The organism is Pseudomonas sp. MF6747, assembly GCF_963890955.1.
Lineage (GTDB): Bacteria > Pseudomonadota > Gammaproteobacteria > Pseudomonadales > Pseudomonadaceae > Aquipseudomonas.
This window is the reverse complement of sequence record NZ_CAWPSZ010000008.1, coordinates 82,067-98,140: the sequence shown is the minus strand read 5'-3', so window position 1 is coordinate 98,140 and position 16,074 is coordinate 82,067. Positions and strand designations below refer to the sequence as shown.

Sequence of the window (16,074 nt, the reverse complement as noted above, 5' to 3'; positions counted from 1 at the left end):
CAGCTCGTAACAATTCATTGATCTAGAGCTGTACTCGCCCTTCGATGCACACCGCAACCGCACCACCGACCCAGATTTCATCGCCATGGCGCTCCACGCGTATACGCCCGGCGCGCCCCATGGCCGTGCCTTGGCTGACCACGTAATAGTCGGGCGCCAGCCCCTCGCTCAACAGCCATTGGGCGATACCGGCATTCAGGCTGCCAGTGGCGGGGTCTTCCTGAGCGCCGTCGCCGGCGATAAAGCCGCGGACTTCGAAGTGCGTGTCCACGGCGTCGCGCGCCGGGTCACAAGCTGCAATGACGCCAATCGCCAGACCGTGCAGTTGCGAGTAGTCCGGGCGCAAAGCAAGCACTTGGTCACGATCGGCCAACATCACCGCCAGCCAGCCCGCGCCATTGTCGACCCATCGACTGCTCACGATGGCTTCGGGCGCCAGGCCCAAACCCAGGCGCACGCGCTCAAGCAGCGGTGCATCCAGCGGGCCGGTGCGCAACAACGGCGGCGCAATGAACGCCAACTCGCCGCCTTCACGACGGACACGCACCAGGCCGATTTCGCACTCCTGGATAATCTCATCGCCCTTCGGCACGCCGCCCGCCTGCAACCAGGCATGGCAACTGCCCAGCGTCGGGTGCCCGGCGAACGGCAGCTCTGTGAGCGTGGTAAAAATTCTTACCCGATAGTCAGCCCGAGGATCACGCGGCGTCAGCAAAAACGTGGTCTCGCTCAGGTTGGTCCAGTTAGCAAAATCGGCCATCTGCTGGTCAGTGAGGCTGTCAGCGCCCAGCACCACTGCCAGTGGGTTGCCCTTGAGCGAAACGCTGCTGAATACATCCAGTTGCTTGAAATCAAAAGTCGGCATGCTTCAACGCTCTAGGGTCACGCAGGTATGTTCAAGCCACGAATTACCGCCGGACGTGCGACAAAGCCGTCCAGCGCGCGCAGCACATTGGGAAAGTCGGCGATGCCAACCAGATCGCCGGACTCATAAAAGCCGATCAGGTTGCGAATCCACGGAAAGGTGGCGATGTCGGCGATGCTGTACTCGTCACCCATGATCCAGGTGCGGCCCAGCAAGCGTTTTTCCAGCACTTCCAGTAATCGCCGGGACTCGGCGACATAGCGATCACGCGGTCGTTTATCTTCGTACGCCTTGCCGGCAAATTTGTTGAAGAACCCGACCTGGCCGAACATCGGGCCGATACCGGCCATCTGGAACATCAGCCATTGAAGGGTTTCATAGCGGGTGGCCGGGTCTTCGGAAAGCAGCTGGCTGGTTTTTTCCGCCAGGTAAATCAGGATCGCACCGGATTCGAACAACGCCAGCGGCTGACCGCTCGGGCCGTTGGGGTCGATGATCGCGGGAATCTTGTTATTGGGGTTCAGCGACAGAAATTCCGGGGACAACTGGTCCTGGGTCTCGAAACTGACCTTGTGCGCTTCGTAGGGCAGGCCCAGTTCTTCAAGCATGATCGACACTTTGACGCCGTTGGGCGTGGGCAGCGAATAGAGCTGCAAACGCTCCGGATGCTGGGCGGGCCATTTGCTGTTGATCGGGAAAGCGGCGAGTGCATTCATCGGGAAATCCCCAGGCGGAAAGTCCCCATGATAGCCACCCCACCGCCGTCCTGCATGGGTCATCATTGCGCAACATAACCACGCTATCGTGCGCGCAGGCGAACCAAAATGCCGATATGCACTCTTAAGTGCGCCATTACGGTGAAAGGAGACACCCTGTTACATCGACACGGAAAAACCGCAGGACGCCGGATGCGTCGCTGGGTCCCGGCTTGTCCGCCTTAATCCGATGCACTGAAGACTCGAACCTAATGACAATCAAGCCTCTGTGCCTTGCGCAACGCCTCAAACGTTATTCATACATCATGTTGCCGCTGCTTTTGGCAGGCGGCGCCATCGGCCTGAGCCTGGAGTCGCGCATCAGCAGCGCTGGCCCGGTGGATGGCGTGCAAACCCTGGTATTTCTGCGCCACGGCGAAAAACCCGTCGGCGGCCTCGGCCAGCTCAATTGCCAGGGTCTGAACCGCGCAATGAACCTGGCCACCGTGCTGCCGGAGAAATTCGGCAAAGCCAATTTCGTGTTTGCGCCCAACCCGACGCGGAATGTCGAGGAAGGCGAGCACGATAATTCCTACAGCTACATTCGACCACTGATGACCATCAGCCCCAGCGCGATCAAGCTGGGCCTGCCGGTGAACATCAAATTCTCGGCCAACGACACCAGCGCCCTCGCCGACGAACTGGTGGAAGACAAGTATCACAACGCGATCATCTACACCGCCTGGTCCCACGGCTACCTGCCGGAATTGATCAACAAAGTCGCCAGTGAGGCTTCGGGTGAAAAACACACCATCACCGACGATTGGTCGGGCAGTGACTTCGACACGCTGTATGTGCTGACGCTGACCTGGCACAACGGCAAGGCGTCGCTGCTGAGCCGCAACTACAAGCAAGGCCTGGATAACGGCCAGCAGACATGCCCGGATGCAACTCAGGTCAGCGCAGAAATCTGAAGCCGGCGCGGCACAAGCGTATGATGCGTCGCTATTGAATCATCTGCGGATCAGCACCATGCCCAACCTCCTCTCCACCCAGCCCAACCGGGGCTGGTCGTTCTGGTGGAAACCAGCGCTGTTCCTGCTGGTGGCCTGCATCGGCCTCTACTACGTGAAATGGTCGCCCTACTATCTGAAGGCATTCGTCGCGGCGGATAACCACAGCATCGGTGCCTCGATTCTCAATGACCAGCAAACCGCGCCCCTGACCGCCGCGCTGGCCTACGCCCAGGTGTATTTCCTGGCGATCTGGAAAGCTGCCGTGCTGGCGGTAATTCTGGGTTCGCTGCTGCAAGTGTTGATTCCCCGCGACTGGCTGCTGCGCCTGTTTGGCCGTGCCGGGCTGGGTTCGACCCTGCGCGGTGGGCTGTTCGCCCTGCCGGGGATGATGTGCAGTTGCTGCGCGGCACCTGTGGCGGCGGGCATGCGCCGTCAAAACGTGTCGGTGGGTGCGGCGTTGGCGTTCTGGATCGCTAACCCGGTGTTGAATCCGGCAACACTGGTGTTCATGGGCTTTGTATTGGGCTGGGGCTTTACCGCATTGCGGCTGGTGGCGGGGATTGTGCTGGTGGTCGGGGTGTCATTGGTGGCACAGCGCATTGCCCGGCCCGATCAGGTGCCCGAAGCCGCATTGAACGCGGTCGCCGACGCCAGCCTGAGCGAATCGCAACCGTTCCTGAGCCGCTGGTTGTGCACCTTGTGGCAGCTGTTCTGGAGCACGATCCCGATCTACATCATTGCCGTGCTGGTACTGGGCGCCGCGCGGGTCTGGCTGTTTCCCCATGTCGATGGGGCCATGGCCAACAGCCTGATGTGGCTGGTGCCACTGGCAATCGTCGGCACGCTGTTCGTGATTCCTACAGCCGCCGAAATCCCTATCGTACAAACCATGATGACCCTGGGCATGGGCACCGGCCCGGCCGTGGCCTTACTGATGACCCTACCGAGCGTGAGCCTGCCGTCACTGTTGATGCTGCGCAAGGATTTCGATGCGCGGGTGCTGGTGACGGTGGCCGTGCTGACCATGGTGGTGGGCGTGGCGTGCGGGTTGATCGGGGCGGTCATCCTGTAGATTTCGGGTGAGGTTCAAGGCGCTTTCGCGAGCAAGCCCGCTCCCACATTTGACCGCGTTTATCCAATAGGAACGTGGTCGAAATGCCGGGGCGGGCTTGCTCGCAAAAGAGGCCCTTAACCACCGCTGATTATTCTGCCTTGCCACTGCGCTCGCGCAAGTACTCCACCACGGCGCCCTGCTCGCCCGCAAACTCGATCCGCGCACCTTTGCGTTCTCGCTGAAAGGCATACATCGGGTCGTAATACTCACGCAGCAAACCTTCGATCCACACCCGGTGCAGGTCCACGGCACCACTGCGGGCCTGCTCCGCCAGGGCATCTTGCAAGATCGCCTGCAGCCGCTGGAAGCGCTCGCCACCCAGGCGTTTATGGATATTGGCCAGGCTCTGCGTCAAGCGCTCGGCGAACAGTGCCTGACCGTTTTCGCCAAACACCTGAATGAACTCGGCGCAGAGGTCGACCACATAATCACGCAGGATTCGTTCTACGCGGCCTTCAACGCTGTCTTCCAACCACACCATCGAAAACGTCTGCATGCTCTGGTGCAAGGGTAACGGCAGCGCACAACTGCCGATCATGCGGCTTTCGTCCTCGACCACGAATTGCTCGATACCACCCGCGCGTTTTTTTAGCAGGTCCACAGCCAAACGGTTTTCGAAGTCGATGTTGGACGGCTGCGCGGTGGCGCGCTTGCCAAAGCTGGAGCCGCGATGGTTGGCGTGGCCTTCCAGGTCCAATGCGTTGCGCAATTGGCCGAGCACTTCGGTCTTGCCGGTGCCGGTCATGCCGCCAAGCAGCACAAAATCACAATGCGCAGTGGCCTGCTCCAGCGTTTCCAGCAGGAAAGTACGCATGGCTTTGTAGCCACCGCCGACTCGCGGGTACTCGATACCGGCTTCGGTCTTCAACCATTGCTGCACGATCTGCGAACGCAGCCCACCGCGGAAGCAGTACAAGTAGCCCTCAGGGTTGGCCTCGGCAAACTGCGCCCACTGTTCAATACGTTCGGCCTTGATCGCGCCGGACACCAGTTCATGCCCCAGCACGATAGCGGCTTGCTGGCCTTGCTGTTTGTAACAGGTACCGACCCGCTGGCGCTCGTCGTCGGTCATCAGCGGCAGGTTGACCACACCGGGGAATGCGCCTTTGGTGAACTCGATCGGCGCGCGGGTATCCATCATCGGCCGGTCATTGAGGAAGATGTCGCGGTAGTCGGTGATGTCAGTTGCCATCAAAACACCTCTACCGCGTGGGTCTGTCGCTCAACCAGTTCGCCGATGGGCTCAAGGCTCAGGCCCAGTTCGGCGGCCACGGTGTGGAATTCGGCGTCGCCTTCGGGGGTAACGGCGATCAGCAGGCCGCCGCTGGTTTGCGGGTCACAAAGCACGCGCTTGTGCAGTTCTTGCAGGCGCCCGAGCTTGCTCGAATAACTGTCGAAGTTGCGCAAGGTGCCACCGGGCATGCAGCCCTGATCGAGGTAGTCCTCGATCCCGGCCAGGCGTGGGACCTTTTGGTATTCGATGCGCGCCGTGAGACCACTGCCGTCAGCCATTTCCACCAGGTGACCCAACAGACCGAAACCAGTGACATCGGTCATGGCGGTTACGCCGGCCAACTTGCCGAAACGACTACCAGGTTTGTTGAGCGTGCACATCCAGTCTCGGGCCAGGCCGATATCCGCTTCGCGCAGTTTGCCCTTCTTCTCGGCAGTGGTGAGGATACCGATGCCCAGAGGCTTGGTCAGGTACAGTTTGCAGCCGGCAGTGGCGGTGTCGTTACGCTTCATGTGGCGTTTTTGCACGATGCCGGTGACGGCCAGACCAAAGATCGGCTCTGGCGCATCAATGGAGTGCCCACCGGCCAACGGAATGCCGGCGGCGTCGCACACCGAACGGCCGCCACGGATGACTTCGCGGGCAACTTCCGGCGCCAGTACATTCACTGGCCAGCCCAGAATGGCGATGGCCATCAACGGGTCGCCGCCCATGGCGTAGATGTCGCTGATTGCGTTGGTGGCGGCAATACGGCCGAAGTCGAAGGGATCATCGACAATCGGCATGAAAAAATCGGTGGTGGAGACCACGCCGCGCTCGTCATCGATGGCGTACACCGCCGCGTCGTCGCGTGAGGCGTTGCCGACCCACAGGTTGGGGTCGAGGTTCTGTGCGCCGCTGCCGGCAAGAATCACTTCCAGCACTTGCGGTGAAATCTTGCAGCCGCAACCCGCGCCGTGGCTGTACTGGGTGAGGCGAATCGGCTCGTTCATGGTGGACCTCAAGGTAACAAGTGCGCAGATTCTATCAGACAGCAAAAAGCCGGCTGGGCGCTTGTGAGCTCAGCCGGCTTTTTGTGTTTCTGGCGTTACTGCCTCGCGGCGAGCAAACGCTGGTGGCGATTACGTCGTGCGATGTTCAAGCACTCAATCGCTGCCGAGAACGCCATGGCCGCATACACGTAGCCTTTTGGCACATGGGCGCCGAAGCCTTCGGCGATCAGCGTCATGCCGATCATGATCAAAAAGCCCAGGGCCAGCATGACCACGGTCGGGTTGTCGTTGATGAACTTGGCCAGCGGTTCAGCCGCCACCAGCATCACGATCACCGAAACCACCACAGCAATGATCATGATCGGCAAGTGCTCGGTCATGCCCACGGCGGTGATGATGCTGTCGATGGAGAACACCAGGTCGAGCAGCAGGATCTGGCCGATGGCCGCGGCGAAGCCAATGGTCACGGCATTGCTGACGGTTTCTTTCGCCTCTGGCTCGGGGTCCATGCTGTGATGGATTTCGGTGGTCGCCTTCCACACCAGGAACAGGCCGCCGGCGATCAGGATCATGTCCTTCCACGAAAACGCCTGGCCGAAGATTTCGAACACCGGCGCCGTCAACTGCACGATAAACGCGATAGTGCTCAACAGGCCCAGGCGCAATACCAACGCCATGCTGATACCAATGCGGCGTGCCTTGGCCCGATGCTTCTCGGGTAATTTGTTGGTGAGAATCGAGATAAAGATCAGGTTGTCGATGCCCAGCACGATTTCCATCACGATCAAGGTGGCCAGTGCGATCCAGGCGGTGGGGCTGGCGGCCAGTTGTAAAAGGTAATCCATAGGTCAGTCCTGACGTTGTGCTGGGAAGTTAGGCTTCTTTGCTGTTCGATTCGGGTTCTTTTTCTTCCTGATCATCCTTTTTTTGCGGGCTGATCAAGCCTTGTGTCGCTTCACTCAATGCCTGCTCGGCGGCCTTATGGGTGTCATCGATGGCTTGCTTGGCGGAATCAGTGGCCTTGCCGAGCACTTGCTGGGCGCTTTTTTCCACCTGATCACAGCCGCTGACCACTATCAATGAAAGCGCAAGCAAAGACGCGGCGCCCAGGGAATTGAGTTTCATGATGTATTCCTCGTTAGAACCAGCGGGTCCAAATAGTGGCCCCTCGATAGCGAGGCATTCTATGCAGGCGAACAGTTCAGGAAAATTCGTATTTTTCTGACGTATACTTCGTTTTTTACGAAGTGTAGACCGTGATGCTCAATTACCGACAACTGCATTACTTCTGGGTAGTGGCCAAGACCGGCAGCATCGTGCGCGCCTGTGAGCAATTGAACCTCACGCCGCAGACCATCAGCGGTCAGATCAGTCTGCTTGAGCAAACCTTTGGTATCGCGCTGTTTCAACGCGTCGGGCGCCAGTTGGAACTGACTGAGGCCGGGCGCCGCGCCCTGCCCTACGCCGAGCAGATGTTCCAGACCGGTAATGAGCTGGAGGCGTTGCTGCGCGCAGAGCCAAACGAACAGCAGATCCTGTTCCGGGTCGGCGTCGCGGACGTGGTGCCTAAATCCATCGTGTACCGGCTGATCGCGCCGACCATGGAGCTGAGCGAACCGATCCGCATCACCTGCCGCGAAGATAAACTCGACCGCCTGCTGGCCGACCTGGCGATCCAGCGCCTGGACTTGGTGATTTCCGACAGCCCCATGCCCACACACCTGGACATCAAGGGCTACAGCCAGAAGCTGGGTGAATGCGGTATCAGTTTTTTCGCCACCCAGGCATTGGCTGACAGGTATGGCGGCGATTTCCCACAATGCTTGCAGGGCGCACCGCTGTTGATTCCGGGAGCCGAGACGGTGGTGCGCAGCCGCTTGCAGCGCTGGTTTGCCGAGCAGAAGATCCAACCGAAGATCATCGGCGAGTTCGACGACAGCGCCTTGATGCAGGCATTCGGGCAATCCGGCAGCGGCATTTTTATTGCCCCCAGCGTGATTGCCGATGAGGTGGTGCGCCAGTATGGCGTGGCACTGATGGGCCAGACCGATGCGGTCACCGAGTCGTTTTACGCGATCTCGGTGGAACGCAAAATCAAGCACCCCGGCATTGTGGCGATTACCGAAGGGGCAAGGCGCGAGCTGTTTACCGCCCTGCCCTGAGGGTTCAGGCGTGGGATGCGACCGGTTGCCTGGCGGTCATCAGCCACAGCGCCAGCAAGATCGACACCAGGATAAAACCGGACGCCGCAAAACCCAGGCTGCCAAGGCCGAGGGTGTCGATCACATGCCCGCCGACCATTGCGCCCAAGCCGATCCCAAGGTTGGCGCCAGCAATATTCAACGACGCGGCAAACGCCGGGGCATGGGGCGCGGCCTTCATCAACCGCACATGGCTGACCAGGAACATCGCCGCCTGGGTCACGCCCCACACGGCCATCGCCGCCGCCAGGCCAATCGTTGAGTGAATTGCCGGAACCAAGGCCACCATGCCTGCGATCATGAACCCGCAGAACACCATGGAGGCGATCAAGGGGTGGCGATCCACTGCGCGCCCGCCCAGGGAGTTGCCGAGTAGGCCGACCGCGCCAAAGCCCATCAGGCACCAGCCCACCAGGGTGCCGTCGAACCCGGCCAGGCGCTCGAGGATGTCGGCCAGGTAGGTGTAAGCGGTGAACATGCCGCTGAACACCAGGATCGACAGCAGAATATGGCCTTGCATCACCGGGTTGCGCAGGATCTTGAACTGCGAGCGCAGGGTGACTTGATCGTTCTTCGGCTTAGTCACCGGCAGGTAGATAAACAGCAGCAACGCCTTGGCCAACGCCACCACGGCGAGGATCGCGAACGCGGTGCGCCAGCCGAACATGTCCGAAATCAATGTGCCCACTGGAATGCCGAACACGGTGGCGCAGACGATGCCAAAGCCAATCTTTTCGATGGCGCGCCCGGCGTATTCAGGGCCAACGATATCCACTGCGGTTTCACTGGCCAAGGCCCAGAACACCGGCAGCCCCAACGCGGGGATCAACCGTGCCACTGCCATCACCCAAATATTCGGCGCCAGCGCGGCCACCGTATTGGCCACGCCAAACATGATCAGAATGCTGATGAACAAACGCTTGCGCCCAAAGCGCGCGAAGTACGCCGTGAGAAACGGGCCAAACGCCGCCACGGTAAAGGCAAACAAGGTCACCAGCAGCCCGGCCTGGGACACGGTGACATCCAAGTCCCGGGCAATGGACGGCAACAGGCCGACGATAATGAATTCTGTGGTCAGCACGGTGAAGCCGGCGGCCGACAGCAGCAGGATGGGAAACAGCATGAAAACCCCAGAAACGACGACATCAACGACAGCCCGAGGGGCTCGCTGACGGATAGGAAAGGTGAGAGGCGAGAATGTTAACAGAGTATGTCGGGATTTGGCCAAGGCCCGCAGGCGCGGGTGACCGAATGCCGCATCGCACGGAACACTTTGTACAGCGTGCTAGACTCCGCGCCCCGCGCCCTACAGCCCGTTATGCGTGCGCCGCTGTGCCTTCAAAAAAATAGAGACATGTGTTTATGACTGCTGCCCCTTCCCTCCTGCAACGACTGGCTCGCGTCAGCCTGGTCACGCAAATCATCCTCGGCCTGGTCGCCGGCATCCTTCTCGCGTTGTTCGCGCCAGAGGCGGCCAAGGCCACCGGTTTTATCGGCAAGGTGTTTGTCGCCGCGCTCAAGGCCGTGGCGCCGATTCTGGTCTTCGTGTTGGTGATGGCATCGATTGCCAGTCATAAACACGGCCAGGAAACCCATATCAAGCCGATCCTGTTTCTGTACCTGCTGGGCACGTTCGCTGCCGCCGTGGTCGCAGTGATTGCCAGCACGTTGTTCCCCTCGATGCTGGTGCTCGCCACCCACGATGCCAGCGTCAGTGCGCCCGGCGGCATCGGCGAGGTGCTGCAAAGCCTGTTGCTCAGTGTGGTGGATAACCCGGTCAGCGCACTGATGAACGCCAACTTCATCGGCATTTTGGCCTGGGCCATCGGCATGGGCATCGCGATTCGTCACGCGGGTGAAACCACCCGCACCGTGCTGGAGGATTTGTCCAACGGCGTGACACTGATCGTGCGCATGGTGATTCGCTTCGCACCGCTTGGCATCTTTGGCCTGGTGGCCTCAACCCTGGCCACTTCCGGCTTCGGCGCCCTGCTCGGCTACGTTCACCTGCTGATGGTGCTGGTCGGCTGCATGCTGTTCGTGGCGCTGGTGGTCAACCCGGCCATCGTGTTCTGGAAACTGCGCCGCAACCCGTACCCGCTGGTGCTGATGTGCCTGCGTGAGAGCGGCATCACCGCTTTCTTCACCCGCAGTTCGGCGGCGAATATTCCGGTGAACCTGGCGCTGAGCAAACGCCTGGGCCTGCATGAAGACACCTACTCGGTGTCAATTCCGCTGGGCGCCACCATCAATATGGCCGGTGCGGCCATCACCATCACCGTGCTGACACTCGCAGCGGTTCATACCCTCGGCATTGCCGTCGACCTGCCGACCGCCGTGCTGCTCAGCGTAGTCGCGGCGATCTGTGCGTGTGGGGCGTCGGGTGTGGCCGGTGGCTCGCTGCTGTTGATTCCACTGGCGTGCAGCCTGTTTGGTATTCCCAGCGAAGTCGCCATGCAGGTGGTGGCCGTCGGTTTCATCATCGGCGTGCTGCAGGATTCGGCGGAAACCGCGCTCAACTCGTCCACCGATGTGCTGTTTACTGCTGCGGCGTGCCTGGGCAAGGATGAGCAATTGGCTTAACCGTCAGGCATGAAAAAGCCCGGGGCGTTCGATCAAGAACAACCCCGGGCTTTTTTTATGGGCTTAGAAAGCGCCCATGTAATCACGCTTGCCCACTTCCACACCGTTGTGACGCAGCAGAGCGTAAGCGGTAGTGACGTGGAAGAAGAACTGCGGCAGGCCGTAGGTCAGCAGGTAGGACTGGCCGCTGAAGCGCTTTTCTTTCGGCGTGCCTGGGCGGGTGATGATCTCGATGCCTTCCTTGCCGTCGATTTGCTCAGGCTTGATGGTGTCGACAAATGCCAGCACCTTGGCGATCAGTGCTTGCAGGTCGGCGAAGGTCACTTCGCTGTCTTCGTACTTCGGCACTTCGATCTCGGCCAGGCGCGCGGAAACGCCTTTGGCGAAGTCGACAGCGATCTGGACCTGGCGCACCAGCTGGAACATGTCCGGAAACAGACGCGCCTGCAGCAAGGCGTTTGGCTCGATGTTCTTGGCGGTGGCGTGGGCTTCGGCTTTGTTCAGCACATCGCTCAGGGCGTTGAGCATTTGCTTGAAGACCGGGATGGAGGCGGCGTACAGGGAAATAGTCATGAGAGTCTCACGGTAATGGCAGGGTTTGGAACCAGCGGCGATTATAGACATGCCAGCCGCGCGTGCCGCTTGTCTTTTATTTTTTCAGGATTAGGCTAGTGGATTCACTGCATAGGGAAAGCGCGATGACCGCCGAGCACGACACCGAGACCCCTGAGCCGCGCCTGAACAGCACGGAAATCCGCATCCTGGGCTGCCTGATCGAGAAACAGGCGACCAATCCGGAAACCTACCCGCTGACCCTTAACGCCCTGGTGCTGGCGTGCAACCAGAAGACCAGCCGCGAACCGGTGACGAACCTCAGCCAGGGCCAGGTCGGCCAAAGCCTGCGCGCGCTGGAAGGCCAGGGTTTTACCCGCCTGGTGATGGGGAGCCGCGCCGACCGCTGGGAACATCGCGTGGACAAGGCGCTGGAGCTGGTGCCGGCCCAGGTGATCCTGATCGGGCTGCTGTTTCTGCGCGGGCCACAGACGGTCAATGAACTGCTGACTCGCAGCGGGCGCATGCATGATTTTGAAGACGCCGAGCAAGTCGTACACCAGCTGGAGCGTTTGATCGCGCGCGGGCTGGCGGTGCTGGTGCCGCGTCAGGCCGGGCAGCGCGAAGACCGTTATACCCATGCGCTGGGGGACCAGGCGGATATCGAGGTGATTCTGGCGGCACGGGGGAATCCGGTGGAGCGGTCGACGGGGGCGGTTTCTCTGGATCGTATCGAAGAGCTTGAGTCCCGAATCGCAGCGCTTGAAGAACGCCTGGCACACCTGGAACAGGCATAACTCGATCAACAATGTGGGAGCGGGCTTGCTCGCGAAGTCGGTGGTTCAGTAGGCACATTCGTCGACTGACACACCGTATTCGCGAGCAAGCCCGCTCCCACATTTGGATCTGCGCAGGCGTTAATTTCGGGCGAAGGCCACTGCGGCCTGAAACTGTTCATCCGTTGGCCGAACGCCGGTGTACAGCACAAATTGCTCCAACGCCTGGATCGCGATCACTTCGAGCCCGGTAATCACTCGCTTGCCTTTGGCCCGCCCGCGCACGATCAGCGGCGTTTCGGCGGGAATCGCCACGACATCGAAGACGGTATCGGCGGCATCCACAGCTTCTGCTTCAAACGCCAGTTGATCCGCCTCTGCCCCACCGGTCATGCCGATCGGTGTCACGTTGACCAACATCTGCGGGCGCAAGTCCCCCAGCTCTGCCTGCCATTCGTAGCCCAGGCTGTGCGCCAAGGCCCGACCGGCCGCTTCGTTACGCGCCACAATCACGCCATGGGCGTAACCACCGTCGCGCAAGGCACTGGCCACGGCCTTGGCCATTCCGCCGCTGCCGCGCAGGGCAAAGGTGGATTGCTTCGGTACCGCGTGCTTTTTCAGCAGTTGCTCGACGGCGATGTAGTCGGTGTTGTAGGCCTTGAGATGGCCGTTGGTGTTGACGATGGTGTTGAGGGAGGCAATGGCCTTGACCGAGTCGTCCAGCTCATCGACCAAGGCAATGCTGGCTTCCTTGAATGGCATGGAAACGCCGCAACCGCGAACGCCCAGTGCGCGTATACCGCCGATCGCGCTGGGTAAATCCTGGCTGCTGAAGGCTTTATAGTAGAAGTTCAGACCCAACTGTTCATACAGATGGTTATGGAAACGCAAGCCAAAATTCCCGGGGCGCGCCGACAATGACATACACAGCTGGGTGTCCTTGTTGGGGTGCATCTGCATGGAAAACTCCTTTGAGTAAGCAATTGGGTACAGACCTTACACAACCTTTACCTATCGGCTGTGCTGTTTTTCAGAAATACGTTGTCTTAAAAGTATCCCCGCGACAATCCTTGAGTCTATTGATTGCAGACCACAAGCGCAGGGGCTAACCGAGGAATGACCATGATTCGTAAAATCCCCAAAATCGCCTTGCTTATCGGCGCACTCGCTATGGCAGGCCAAGCCTCCGCCCACGGTGGTGGTTGGGGTGGCCCGGCCGTGTTGGGTGCTTTAGTCGGCGCAGCCGTTGTCGGCTCGGTGGTTGCCAGCCAATCCCAGCCGGTTTACGTGCAGCAACCGGTCTACGTTCAGCCGCAACCGGTATATGCCGCGCCTCCTCCGGTCTACTACGCGCCGCCACCACCGGTGTATGTGCAACAGCAGGTTTATTATCGCCCGGCGCCGGTTTACTACGGCCCACCACGTGGTTACTACGGCCCTCCCCATGGCTATTACGGCCGCGGCTGGTAACACGCAATTGACATCACAGGATCAGGCCCCGCTTACCCGCGGGGCCTTTTTTTTGCCTCAAAGGTCCGGATTTACCCTGCAAAGGTCGCTGTGAGGACAATGCTCGAGGCGTAATCGCACATGATTATGGCTAATGTCTACTTGCTCGAACGAGGCTTGCGCTGTCATGTTTGTGTCACGAAACCCTCTCACTATTGATTCTGTCCAGCCAATAACAATTAAGGACGACTGACCATGCCCACGCAAAACCCGCACCGCACCGCCGGCCTGTGCACGTCCAGTAAGGTCTACAGTGCACTCACAGAGCTCAAGCACCTTGAAGGCCATCGCAGCGCGAAGTTCCTGGCGTTATTGGCGCAAAACCTGGTGCACAAGGGGCTGCTCAGTGAGCAGGAAGTGGTGATCATGCTTGATCAAGTGGTGGATTGACGTCTTGTGTTGATGACGACTATCGAGCCGGTTGATTTTTCCTTCGGCCCGCAGCGCCGTAAGGTGGCCTCCATAGCAATTGGAGGCCTCTATGCCCACTGTTCAGATCATGTCCGTTATCGGCAGCGCCGTTCCCGCCCCTCTTCGCAAGCTGGGGCTGCTGGCTTGCTGGTATTTGGTACGCGATGGCGAGCCCATCAGCGGCCCACTTACGTCGTTATCGGCCGCCGAAAAGCAGCTTCAACAAGCGTCGAGCTTCAGACTGCACGCCTGAAGCTCGCCTTCTGTAACCGCTAAGGCAGCGGCAGCTTGACCCGCGGTTTGCTTTCGACAAACAGCGCCCAGCTCGACATAAACAACGCCGCCACCAGCGGCCCGATCACAAACCCGTTCAGGCCAAACACCGACAGCCCGCCCAGGGTCGAGATCAGGATCAGGTAATCCGGCATCTTGGTGTCCTTGCCCACCAGGATCGGGCGCAGTACGTTGTCCACCAAGCCGATCACGAATACGCCGAACACCGCCAGCACCACGCCCTGCCAGATCGAACCGCTCAACAGGAAATAGATGGCCACCGGGCCCCACACAATCCCCGCGCCCACGGCAGGCAGCAGCGACAGAAACGCCATCAACACCGCCCAGAGCAACGCGCTGGGGATATCCAGAAACCAGAAAATCAAACCGCCCAGCGCGCCTTGAGTGACGGCCACCAGCACGTTGCCTTTGACCGTGGCCCGCACCACGCGATTGAACTTGAGCTGCAAACGGCGCTTTTGCGGCTCGGCCAACGGCACCGCCGTGCGCACTTTGCGCACCAGTTCCGGACCGTCGCGCAGCAGAAAAAACAGCAGATACAGCATGATGAAAAAGCTCACCAGGAAATCAAACGTGCCCTGGCCAAAGCTGAACGCCTGGGTCGCAAAGAATTGGCTGCCCTGCATTGCACTCTTGACGATCTTTTCCCGCAGGCCTTCCAGGTTGCCCATGCCAAAGCGGTCCAGCAGGTGCTGGAAGTATGGCGGCAGGACATTCTTGAATTGCTCGATATACCCCGCCACGTCCAACTTGCCGCTTTCAATATTTTTGTACAGGGTCGCGCCCTCTTGCACCAGCAGCACACTGGTAATGATCACCGGCAAAATCGCAATGATCAGGCACACCGTCAGCGTCGCCAGGGACGTGAGGTTGCGGTTCCAGCCGAACCGCTGTTGCAGGCGCCGCTGCATCGGGGCAAAGATAATGCCGAGGATCACCGCCCAGAACACCGCGCCGTAAAACGGCAGCAATATCCAGATAAAGGCGATGGTCACCAGGGCCAGCAGCAACAACAGGGTTTTGAATTGCAGGTTGGTTTGATTCATGTCCGGTCCATGTCAGAAAAGCCAAGGCCCTGTGCAGGCCCTGATGCTTAGTCCGCTGCGAATGCTGGGAGTGCCATCGTTTATCGCACAAGCATAGACCGCATCACTTATTGCCCGGAAGCCTGCGCCTTTGCCTCGCTCAACAGCGTCTGAATCATCTGCTCCTGAGCGTCATAGCGGCCTTCGCCGAAGTGGCTGTAACGCACCTGCCCCTTGGCGTCGATCAGGTAATGGGCGGGCCAGTACTGGTTATCGAAACTGCGCCAGATCGCGTAGTTGTTGTCGACGGCCACCGGGTAAGTGATACCGAGTTTGCGCACCTGGTCCCTGACATTGCCGATGATGTGCTCGTAGACGTATTCCGGGGTGTGCACGCCGATAACCACCAGCCCGTCTTGTTCGTACCGCCTGGCCCAGGCTTGCACATAGGGAAGTGCGCGGCGGCAATTGACGCAATCGTAGGTCCAGAAATCAACCAGCACCACTTTGCCTTTGAGCGCGTCGGTGCTCAGCGGTGGCGAGTTGAGCCACTCGACCGCGCCCGCCAGTGAGGGCATCGCACCCTGGGTGGTTTGGGTCTCTCGGCTGGCCACCTGGTTGGACACCAGGGCAAAGGCTAACAGCAGGCCGGCGAACAGCACCGAGATAAGTCGCATGGCAATTACCTTGTGGCGAGGGGGATGCCCCATTGGAAACCGCCGACGTATCGCGCCTATGTCGAAACCCGCCTGCCGATACACCACGATACAAAATCAACAAAGGGCGATCTGGATCAATAAATCCGAG

The 16,074-nt window shown here is 59.9% G+C and carries 18 protein-coding genes and 1 pseudogene; 8 read left to right on the top strand and 11 right to left on the bottom strand.

What is annotated here, in order from left to right; genetic code table 11:
* Positions 1 to 22 precede the first annotated feature (22 nt).
* A complete protein-coding gene (locus tag AACW30_RS09935; protein ID WP_200624904.1) occupies positions 23 to 865 on the bottom strand; it encodes a PhzF family phenazine biosynthesis protein in 843 nt (280 codons plus the stop codon).
* A 17-nt stretch (positions 866 to 882) separates the two neighbouring features.
* Positions 883 to 1,581, bottom strand: a complete 699-nt coding sequence (locus AACW30_RS09930; protein ID WP_119739452.1) for a glutathione S-transferase N-terminal domain-containing protein — start codon at positions 1,579 to 1,581, stop codon at positions 883 to 885.
* 251 nt (positions 1,582 to 1,832) lie between these two features.
* On the opposite strand from AACW30_RS09930, the gene AACW30_RS09925 reads away from it, so the two are divergent.
* Positions 1,833 to 2,534, top strand: coding sequence for a histidine phosphatase family protein (locus AACW30_RS09925; RefSeq protein ID WP_200624903.1), 702 nt, complete (start codon positions 1,833 to 1,835; stop codon positions 2,532 to 2,534).
* Positions 2,535 to 2,592: 58 nt separating this feature from the next.
* Positions 2,593 to 3,648 carry a permease gene (locus AACW30_RS09920; protein ID WP_200624902.1) on the top strand — a complete coding sequence of 352 codons (1,056 nt, stop codon included), beginning with the start codon at positions 2,593 to 2,595 and terminating at the stop codon, positions 3,646 to 3,648.
* A gap of 130 nt (positions 3,649 to 3,778) precedes the next feature.
* On the opposite strand, the gene mnmH is transcribed toward AACW30_RS09920, so the two are convergent.
* The 4 genes from mnmH to AACW30_RS09900 all read right to left on the bottom strand — a co-directional run bounded on the left by mnmH (position 3,779) and on the right by AACW30_RS09900 (position 7,041).
* On the bottom strand, positions 3,779 to 4,882 hold the full coding sequence (mnmH, locus tag AACW30_RS09915; RefSeq protein ID WP_200624901.1) for a tRNA 2-selenouridine(34) synthase MnmH: 1,104 nt from the start codon (positions 4,880 to 4,882) through the stop codon (positions 3,779 to 3,781).
* Positions 4,882 to 5,916, bottom strand: coding sequence for a selenide, water dikinase SelD (gene selD, locus AACW30_RS09910; protein WP_169366304.1), 1,035 nt, complete (start codon positions 5,914 to 5,916; stop codon positions 4,882 to 4,884). Before selD ends, mnmH begins: the two co-directional genes overlap by 1 nt.
* A 95-nt stretch (positions 5,917 to 6,011) precedes the next feature.
* Positions 6,012 to 6,761 (bottom strand): TerC family protein, encoded by a 750-nt coding sequence (locus AACW30_RS09905; RefSeq protein WP_106580101.1) that lies wholly within the window; start codon positions 6,759 to 6,761, stop codon positions 6,012 to 6,014.
* Positions 6,762 to 6,789: 28 nt separating this feature from the next.
* Entirely contained in the window at positions 6,790 to 7,041 is a 252-nt protein-coding gene (locus tag AACW30_RS09900) for a hypothetical protein (protein ID WP_124416972.1), read from the bottom strand.
* Between the two features lie 134 nt (positions 7,042 to 7,175).
* Between AACW30_RS09900 and nhaR the strand changes: the two genes are divergently transcribed.
* Positions 7,176 to 8,078, top strand: coding sequence for a transcriptional activator NhaR (gene nhaR / locus AACW30_RS09895; protein WP_106580099.1), 903 nt, complete (start codon positions 7,176 to 7,178; stop codon positions 8,076 to 8,078).
* Positions 8,079 to 8,082: 4 nt separating this feature from the next.
* Here the strand turns inward: nhaR and AACW30_RS09890 are convergent, their stop codons facing one another.
* Positions 8,083 to 9,240 (bottom strand): MFS transporter, encoded by a 1,158-nt coding sequence (locus AACW30_RS09890; RefSeq protein ID WP_124416970.1) that lies wholly within the window; start codon positions 9,238 to 9,240, stop codon positions 8,083 to 8,085.
* Positions 9,241 to 9,479: 239 nt separating this feature from the next.
* Here AACW30_RS09890 and sstT point away from each other — a divergent pair, with 239 nt between their 5' ends.
* The gene (sstT, locus tag AACW30_RS09885) at positions 9,480 to 10,700 is read left to right on the top strand and encodes a serine/threonine transporter SstT (RefSeq protein WP_200624900.1); all 1,221 of its coding nucleotides are present in this window, start codon (positions 9,480 to 9,482) and stop codon (positions 10,698 to 10,700) included.
* A 63-nt stretch (positions 10,701 to 10,763) separates the two neighbouring features.
* Here the strand turns inward: sstT and AACW30_RS09880 are convergent, their stop codons facing one another.
* A complete protein-coding gene (locus tag AACW30_RS09880; protein ID WP_053255427.1) occupies positions 10,764 to 11,273 on the bottom strand; it encodes a DUF1993 domain-containing protein in 510 nt (169 codons plus the stop codon).
* Between the two features lie 125 nt (positions 11,274 to 11,398).
* Between AACW30_RS09880 and AACW30_RS09875 the strand changes: the two genes are divergently transcribed.
* Positions 11,399 to 12,049 carry a YceH family protein gene (locus AACW30_RS09875; RefSeq protein WP_200624899.1) on the top strand — a complete coding sequence of 217 codons (651 nt, stop codon included), beginning with the start codon at positions 11,399 to 11,401 and terminating at the stop codon, positions 12,047 to 12,049.
* A gap of 120 nt (positions 12,050 to 12,169) precedes the next feature.
* On the opposite strand, the gene AACW30_RS09870 is transcribed toward AACW30_RS09875, so the two are convergent.
* The gene (locus AACW30_RS09870) at positions 12,170 to 12,988 is read right to left on the bottom strand and encodes a shikimate 5-dehydrogenase (protein WP_200624898.1); all 819 of its coding nucleotides are present in this window, start codon (positions 12,986 to 12,988) and stop codon (positions 12,170 to 12,172) included.
* A 156-nt stretch (positions 12,989 to 13,144) separates the two neighbouring features.
* On the opposite strand from AACW30_RS09870, the gene AACW30_RS09865 reads away from it, so the two are divergent.
* From AACW30_RS09865 to AACW30_RS09855, 3 genes are all read left to right on the top strand, one after another.
* Positions 13,145 to 13,498 carry a hypothetical protein gene (locus AACW30_RS09865; protein ID WP_053255424.1) on the top strand — a complete coding sequence of 118 codons (354 nt, stop codon included), beginning with the start codon at positions 13,145 to 13,147 and terminating at the stop codon, positions 13,496 to 13,498.
* Positions 13,499 to 13,732: 234 nt separating this feature from the next.
* A complete protein-coding gene (locus tag AACW30_RS09860; protein ID WP_106580094.1) occupies positions 13,733 to 13,927 on the top strand; it encodes a hypothetical protein in 195 nt (64 codons plus the stop codon).
* A 91-nt stretch (positions 13,928 to 14,018) separates the two neighbouring features.
* Positions 14,019 to 14,201: a hypothetical protein gene (locus AACW30_RS09855; RefSeq protein ID WP_106580093.1), complete on the top strand. Its 183-nt coding sequence runs from the start codon at positions 14,019 to 14,021 to the stop codon at positions 14,199 to 14,201.
* Between the two features lie 19 nt (positions 14,202 to 14,220).
* Here the strand turns inward: AACW30_RS09855 and AACW30_RS09850 are convergent, their stop codons facing one another.
* The gene (locus AACW30_RS09850) at positions 14,221 to 15,288 is read right to left on the bottom strand and encodes an AI-2E family transporter (protein ID WP_106580092.1); all 1,068 of its coding nucleotides are present in this window, start codon (positions 15,286 to 15,288) and stop codon (positions 14,221 to 14,223) included.
* 107 nt (positions 15,289 to 15,395) lie between these two features.
* Positions 15,396 to 15,854 (bottom strand): annotated as a pseudogene (locus tag AACW30_RS09845) (thioredoxin family protein); the annotation flags it as partial.
* Positions 15,855 to 16,074 lie beyond the last annotated feature (220 nt).

Coding starts and splice junctions, on each gene's coding strand:
- mnmH (WP_200624901.1), bottom strand. CDS start 4,882: ATGGCAACTGACATCACCGACTACCGCGACATCTTCCTCAATGACCGG.
- AACW30_RS09925 (WP_200624903.1), top strand. CDS start 1,833: ATGACAATCAAGCCTCTGTGCCTTGCGCAACGCCTCAAACGTTATTCA.
- AACW30_RS09900 (WP_124416972.1), bottom strand. CDS start 7,041: ATGAAACTCAATTCCCTGGGCGCCGCGTCTTTGCTTGCGCTTTCATTG.
- AACW30_RS09890 (WP_124416970.1), bottom strand. CDS start 9,240: ATGCTGTTTCCCATCCTGCTGCTGTCGGCCGCCGGCTTCACCGTGCTG.
- AACW30_RS09870 (WP_200624898.1), bottom strand. CDS start 12,988: ATGCAGATGCACCCCAACAAGGACACCCAGCTGTGTATGTCATTGTCG.
- AACW30_RS09930 (WP_119739452.1), bottom strand. CDS start 1,581: ATGAATGCACTCGCCGCTTTCCCGATCAACAGCAAATGGCCCGCCCAG.
- nhaR (WP_106580099.1), top strand. CDS start 7,176: ATGCTCAATTACCGACAACTGCATTACTTCTGGGTAGTGGCCAAGACC.
- AACW30_RS09880 (WP_053255427.1), bottom strand. CDS start 11,273: ATGACTATTTCCCTGTACGCCGCCTCCATCCCGGTCTTCAAGCAAATG.
- AACW30_RS09860 (WP_106580094.1), top strand. CDS start 13,733: ATGCCCACGCAAAACCCGCACCGCACCGCCGGCCTGTGCACGTCCAGT.
- AACW30_RS09935 (WP_200624904.1), bottom strand. CDS start 865: ATGCCGACTTTTGATTTCAAGCAACTGGATGTATTCAGCAGCGTTTCG.
- AACW30_RS09875 (WP_200624899.1), top strand. CDS start 11,399: ATGACCGCCGAGCACGACACCGAGACCCCTGAGCCGCGCCTGAACAGC.
- AACW30_RS09920 (WP_200624902.1), top strand. CDS start 2,593: ATGCCCAACCTCCTCTCCACCCAGCCCAACCGGGGCTGGTCGTTCTGG.
- selD (WP_169366304.1), bottom strand. CDS start 5,916: ATGAACGAGCCGATTCGCCTCACCCAGTACAGCCACGGCGCGGGTTGC.
- AACW30_RS09850 (WP_106580092.1), bottom strand. CDS start 15,288: ATGAATCAAACCAACCTGCAATTCAAAACCCTGTTGTTGCTGCTGGCC.
- AACW30_RS09855 (WP_106580093.1), top strand. CDS start 14,019: ATGCCCACTGTTCAGATCATGTCCGTTATCGGCAGCGCCGTTCCCGCC.
- AACW30_RS09865 (WP_053255424.1), top strand. CDS start 13,145: ATGACCATGATTCGTAAAATCCCCAAAATCGCCTTGCTTATCGGCGCA.
- AACW30_RS09905 (WP_106580101.1), bottom strand. CDS start 6,761: ATGGATTACCTTTTACAACTGGCCGCCAGCCCCACCGCCTGGATCGCA.
- sstT (WP_200624900.1), top strand. CDS start 9,480: ATGACTGCTGCCCCTTCCCTCCTGCAACGACTGGCTCGCGTCAGCCTG.